The following is a 2,420-nucleotide window of genomic DNA, read 5'->3' on the forward strand; positions in this document are numbered from 1 at the left end:
AGTTTATTCAGAGTACTCAATGCGCAAAATATCTTTTACAAATATATGATGTGGATTTTCATCTTTATCAAGCATTGTACATACAGGAGCCTCTTCATCAAAGTATACAATCAGTCCTTCTACGTACTGATATGTATGTTGAACTTGTACAGTTACTTTAATTTCTATTGCTTCTTCATATGCTCTTTTTATTTTCTGAAGCATTTTTGCTGAACATTTTCGTTTCTCTGGATACATAACCATTCCCATAAATCGATTGCCGGCTCTATCTTTCCACATATAATCCCAATGTGGTAAAATGCCTTGTTTAAAATCGCCCATAATTCCCCTCTCCTTTATCTTTTATTTATCCCGCATGAAACGTCCGTTTGGTGAAGGCTACTAATCAGTGAGAGATGCCCTGCTGATCAAAATTCTCCTTTATGAACGTGGCGTTTCTGAATATGTATAAATCACTTGCCCGCCTCGCTGTGCGTTACCAATGAAATGCTTAAAGTCTTCTCTATTTACAACAACTTCTCTGAACGTATAAAATACATCTTTCGTAACAACATACTCCTTTATTTCACCATTTTTTAGCTGATCTAAAATTGTATTTGCTAATTCTTTATCCATGTATTTCACCTCTCTGCAATATTTTATTTTATCTTATATTCTATAGGTCAACAACTGTAAATTTATCCCGCTATTTGCAGGTAGTCCGATTGGTGTTGACTACTAATCAGTCGTAGAATGAACAAAAAATCTTACTGATTAACGTTTCACTTTATCTCGTTGTTATGCCATGATTTTATTTTCGTTATTTCGCAAACAATATTGTTTTACTATATGTCCACTAAATATCATATACTAACATAGCTACTTCTCTATATCAAACATTTCGGCATTCAATTATGCAAAGTTCCATACCACTATGCTACAATATACAAATAGAACTAGGAGGGATACTATGATTCGGAAAGCAAAAAAGACAGATGCAATGGCAATAGCTCCTTTATTGTATAATGCTCTGCATGAAATTGCTGAAAAAATCACAGGTAGCACAGTTGAAGCAGAAGTATTACTAGGACTTGAGACATGGTTCTCAAAAGAAAATAACCGTCTGAGCTACGAAAACTGTTTTGTCTATGAACAAGACGAGAGTGCAGTTGGAATTATTGTCGCTTATCACGGTAGTGAAGCAACACAGCTTGACGCACCAATTGTACATCACTTAAGAGCATTACATAAAGATGAATCAATTACGTTAGAAAAAGAAGCTGAGCTTGATGAGTATTACATTGATACATTATCAGTTTCAAGTGCACACGGCGGAAAAGGGATAGGTTCTAAATTAATTGAAGCTGCCGAAATCTATGCAACTGAAAAAGGGCATAAAAAAATCGCTTTACTTGTTAATTTAGAAAACAAACGCGCCTATTCACTATACGAAAAGTTAGGTTATAAAAAAGATGAAATTGTTATGCTAGTAGGGGAACCTTATGCTCATCTCGTAAAACCATTAAACGTCAAAATTTCTATATCTTAAAAAGAAAGCACACGATTTATATAAATCGTGTGCTTTTATGTTAAATTTGTATTTAATATATTTCCATCCATCGCCTCGTGAAACGTATATGTTGTACATCCCCATGGCTCTCTGTGCAAAATAGGAGAACCAGACCATCCCATCGCTCTCAGTTCGGCACCAATCATTACATTCACATAATTATGACCTACAAGAGCTATACTTCCATGTACGAGAGCATAACGATGTAACAGGTAAGCCGCTTGCCTTACCCTCTCTCTTACTTCCTTATAAGACTCAACATCTTTATGGTAGCCAAGTATCCATAATGTTCGTCCAATGAACATCCATACCTTAATTGTGCATTTCAACCACTTCGGAGCAAAAAAGCATGAAGGAACTTCAGCTTCTCTAAAAAGAGAATTTTGCATAAAAGATAAAGAATCCGTCAATTCAGCTGCTGATTGTACAGCACGCCTTTGATCACTTGTTAAGACAAATTTCGCTGCTTCAATTGCCTCTATTGTTTCTATCGGCATTTTAGCTTTTTGTATCATTGACTCGGAATCATACTGTTTCATCCATTCGTGAAATGAATTAATTGTCATCGGTTCTCTTATACGACTTAAACAACCATGACGAATAAAAGAAATCTTCATTCTTTTCACTCTCCATTCATCACTTATGAACTCTATTATGCACTAGTTCTAAACATCATACCACGCAAGAAAATAAAGTTATATACCTTTACATCTCCCCACCACTATCATGTGTTATCGAAGCATGGATACCATCCATCCCATCAAAATATGTACTCGTATCATATTGACGAATCTTTTTTAAATGCATATAAGAAAATAAAAATAAAATTAAAGCTATAACACTCCCCACAAATTCAAACATCATTTTACCG

Annotated in this window: 4 protein-coding genes; 1 reads left to right on the plus strand and 3 read right to left on the minus strand. The window is 34.8% G+C overall.

All coding sequences use genetic code 11. The features are described from left to right. Positions 1–3: 3 nt before the first annotated feature. Both ABWK52_RS23660 and ABWK52_RS23665 read right to left on the minus strand, forming a co-directional pair. The gene (locus ABWK52_RS23660; protein ID WP_000502197.1) at positions 4–321 is read right to left on the minus strand and encodes a hypothetical protein; all 318 of its coding nucleotides are present in this window, start codon (positions 319–321) and stop codon (positions 4–6) included. A 99-nt stretch (positions 322–420) separates the two neighbouring features. Beyond that, positions 421–615 carry a hypothetical protein gene (locus ABWK52_RS23665; RefSeq protein WP_000356684.1) on the minus strand — a complete coding sequence of 65 codons (195 nt, stop codon included), beginning with the start codon at positions 613–615 and terminating at the stop codon, positions 421–423. A 334-nt stretch (positions 616–949) separates the two neighbouring features. Here ABWK52_RS23665 and ABWK52_RS23670 point away from each other — a divergent pair, with 334 nt between their 5' ends. After that, positions 950–1,528 (plus strand): GNAT family N-acetyltransferase, encoded by a 579-nt coding sequence (locus tag ABWK52_RS23670; RefSeq protein WP_000619548.1) that lies wholly within the window; start codon positions 950–952, stop codon positions 1,526–1,528. A 35-nt stretch (positions 1,529–1,563) separates the two neighbouring features. On the opposite strand, the gene ABWK52_RS23675 is transcribed toward ABWK52_RS23670, so the two are convergent. Next, positions 1,564–2,166: a phosphoglycerate mutase gene (locus ABWK52_RS23675; RefSeq protein WP_000703098.1), complete on the minus strand. Its 603-nt coding sequence runs from the start codon at positions 2,164–2,166 to the stop codon at positions 1,564–1,566. Between the last annotated feature and the right edge of the window lie 254 nt (positions 2,167–2,420).

Origin of the sequence: Bacillus sp. AP50 (genome assembly GCF_040492675.1) — a bacterium.
GTDB lineage: Bacteria > Bacillota > Bacilli > Bacillales > Bacillaceae_G > Bacillus_A > Bacillus_A cereus.

What these genes read in the sequence shown, in the direction of transcription:
- ABWK52_RS23670 (WP_000619548.1), top strand. Translation starts at nt 950, where the DNA reads ATGATTCGGAAAGCAAAAAAGACAGATGCAATGGCAATAGCTCCTTTA.
- ABWK52_RS23660 (WP_000502197.1), bottom strand. Translation starts at nt 321, where the DNA reads ATGGGCGATTTTAAACAAGGCATTTTACCACATTGGGATTATATGTGG.
- ABWK52_RS23675 (WP_000703098.1), bottom strand. Translation starts at nt 2,166, where the DNA reads ATGAAGATTTCTTTTATTCGTCATGGTTGTTTAAGTCGTATAAGAGAA.
- ABWK52_RS23665 (WP_000356684.1), bottom strand. Translation starts at nt 615, where the DNA reads ATGGATAAAGAATTAGCAAATACAATTTTAGATCAGCTAAAAAATGGT.